General features: G+C 70.9%; 2 protein-coding genes. Both read right to left on the reverse strand.

The window, feature by feature from the left end:
* The coding region (locus VML93_RS11680) for a cation transporter (RefSeq protein WP_325610726.1) at window positions 1–970 on the reverse strand (970 nt) is incomplete at its 3' end.
* Window positions 971–1,028: 58 nt separating this feature from the next.
* Window positions 1,029–2,915: Kelch repeat-containing protein (locus VML93_RS11685; protein WP_325610728.1), on the reverse strand; the 1,887-nt coding region annotated here is incomplete at its 5' end.

Genomic DNA, 2,915 nt, shown 5'->3' on the forward strand with positions numbered 1-2,915 from the left:
CGACGAGCGCCTCCCGCCCGTTGCGCGTGCCGCCCGTGACCTGGCTACCGGGGCCGCGGTCAACGGGCAAAGGCTCGCCGGTAAGCATAGATTCGTCGACTGCTGACCACCCGCTCACGACGGTCCCGTCGAGCGGAATCGTCTCATTTGGCCGCACCCGCACCAGCGCCCCCACCGGCACGCTTTCGGGCGCGACGAGATCGCCGCGCTCGCTGCCGGGATCGGTGACCACCCGGGCCAAGGGCGGGCGCAGCGAAAGCAGCGAGTGCATGGCGCCTGCGGCGCGGCGGCGTGCGCCGGCCTCGGCGGCGCGTCCGCTGACCAAGACGGCGACAATGAGCGGCGCCATGGCGTAGTGCAGTCGTCCCGCGAACGCGCCGCCGCCGCTGCCGACGTGGATATGGCGGCCCCCGACGGCGATGACTTCCGCGGCCTGCACGGCGAGCGCGGCGAGCGTGCCCAAAGCGATCAGGGTGTCCATGCTCACTGCGCCATGACGCAGCAGGCGAGCGGCGTTGCGGAGGAACGGCCAGCCGCCGGCGAACTCGACGACCACGGCCAGGACGAGGACGATCCATCCCGTACCCGCGGTCTGGGGCAGCAGGAGCGACACCAGCAACGCGGCGATCGCCAGGGGCCAGGAGATGATCGCCCGCAGCACCCAGCGGTCGCTGTGCTGATGGCGAGCGGATCCAGCGGCGGCATCGACGGCCTTGGCGCTGTAGCCGGCGTCGGCGATGATCTGGCAGAGCTCGCCGACGCTAACCGCTGAACCGCTGTAGGAGACGAACGCCCGGGCCGTGGCCAGGTTGACCGAAGCACTGGCCACGGCCGGCACACGGCCGAGCGCGTGCTCGATCCGCGCAGCGCAGGCACCGCAGTGCATGCCGCCGAGCTCAAGCTCGGCGGTGGCGAAAGGAACGTCCCTTGCCTGCGCCGGCGGTGTCGTCTGCGAGGAAGTGGTCAGCACTGCGACCCGGCTCCTGGAGATCTCGGATTAGCTCAGCTACGACGGACGGGATATCTCCCTAACTGTGAAAGGTGAGGGTTTGCACGGTGCGGGTGGATGCGTTGTGCCCAGGCTGGGACGCGCCGTCGATGGCGTACACGGTGCTGCCGATCACCGCGACGCCCAGCCCGTGCCGGGGTGCGGCCAGGCTCGGCAGGACGGCCCAGGTCGAGCTAGCCAGGTCATAGGCCCAGACGGTCCTGTACACGGTGCCGATGCTTTCCCCGCCGGCGATGATCAGCTGGCCGCCGACGATCGCCGCGCCGGCGTCGCTGATCTTGCCCGGAGCGGGGGGCAGCTCGACCCACCGGTCAGCGACCGGGTCGAAGCGCTGCACCGCCGCGGTGTTGGAGGTGACCTCGAGCCGGCGCCCGCCGACGGTGTACAGGTACCTGCCATCCGACGCGGCCGCCAGGTGATCTCCCGGAACCGGGATCCCGGCCGCGTCGTGCCAGTTGGTGCCGTCGAAAATCTCCGTGGGGATGACCTCTGAGGGGGTAGTGCCAGCGGTCCGCCCGCCGGCCACGACGATCTCGTTCCCCACCACCGCCGCCGCGCCGGCGGCCCGCGCATGGTGCAGTGGAGGCCCGTCAACCCAGGCGGTCAGGTTCTGGTTCAGGTGCAGCACTCGGGCCGAGGCGACCCCGATGATCTCGCTGCCCCGTGGCTCGAACCCGCCGATCACCCACACCGTGTTGTGGTACGACACCATCATCGCGTGATGCAACGGGACCGGCAGGTTCGGACCCTGGCTCCACGCGCCGATCGTGGGGTCGTAGAACTCGGTCTTCGCCGTGGCATGTTGCGCGTCGGTCAATCCGCCGGCCACCCAGATCCGGCCACTCTGATCCACCGCCGCACCCACCTGCTGGGTTGCGTACAGCGAATCACTCCCCAGCTGCCAGCCCCCGGCCGGCTGAGCGGGCCCCCGGGGCACGGTGAGGGTTTGCAGGGTGCGGGTGGATGCGTTGTGCCCGGGCTGGGATGCGCCGTCGATGGCGTACAGGGTGCTGCCGATCGCCGCGACGCCCAGCCCGTGCCGGGGTGCGGCCAGGCTCGGCAGGACGGCCCAGGTCGAGCTGGCCAGATCATACGCCCAGACGGTCCTGAACACGGTGCCGATGCTTTCGCCTCCGGCGACGATCAGCCGACCGCCGACGATCGCCGCGCCGCAGTCGCTGACCTTGCCCGGCGCGGCCGGCAGCTGGACCCACCGGTCAGCGGCCGGGTCGAAGCGCTGCACCGCCGCGGTGTTGGAGGTGACCTCGATCCGGCGCCCGCCGACGGCGTACAGGTACTTGCCGTTCGACGCGGCCGCTAGGTGATCTCCCGGAACCGGGATGCCGGCGGCGTCGTGCCAGCTGACACCGTCGAAAATCTCGGTGGGGATGACCTCCGCGGGGGTAGTTCCGGCGGTCCGCCCGCCGACCACGACGATCTCGTTCCCCACCACCGCCGCTGCGCCGGCGCCCCGCGCATGGTGCAGTGACGGTGCCTCAACCCAGCCGGTCTGGGCCGGGTTCAGGTGCAGCACCCGGGCGGAGGCGACCCCGTATATCTCGCTGCCCCGTGGCTCGAAGCCACCGATCACCCACACCGTGCCCTGGTACGACACCATCATCGCGTGATGCAGCGGGAACGGCAGATCCGGGCCCGGGCGCCAGGTGCGGGTCGTGGGGTTGTAAGACTCCGTCTGCGCCGTGGCATGTTGCGCGTCAGTCAAACCGCCAGCCACCCAGATCCGGCCACTCTTATCCACCGCCGCACCCACCTGCTGGGTTGCGTACAGCGAAGCACCCCCCAGCTGCCAGCCAGGCTTCGCAACGGGCTTGGCGGACGTCGACGGCACGGCGGTGCCGCCATGCGAGCCCGAAGCGCTCACGCCCGCCCAGATGCCCACGCCCGC

It is taken from the genome of Mycobacterium sp., assembly GCF_035499775.1.
In the GTDB taxonomy this organism is placed as follows: domain Bacteria; phylum Actinomycetota; class Actinomycetes; order Mycobacteriales; family Mycobacteriaceae; genus Mycobacterium.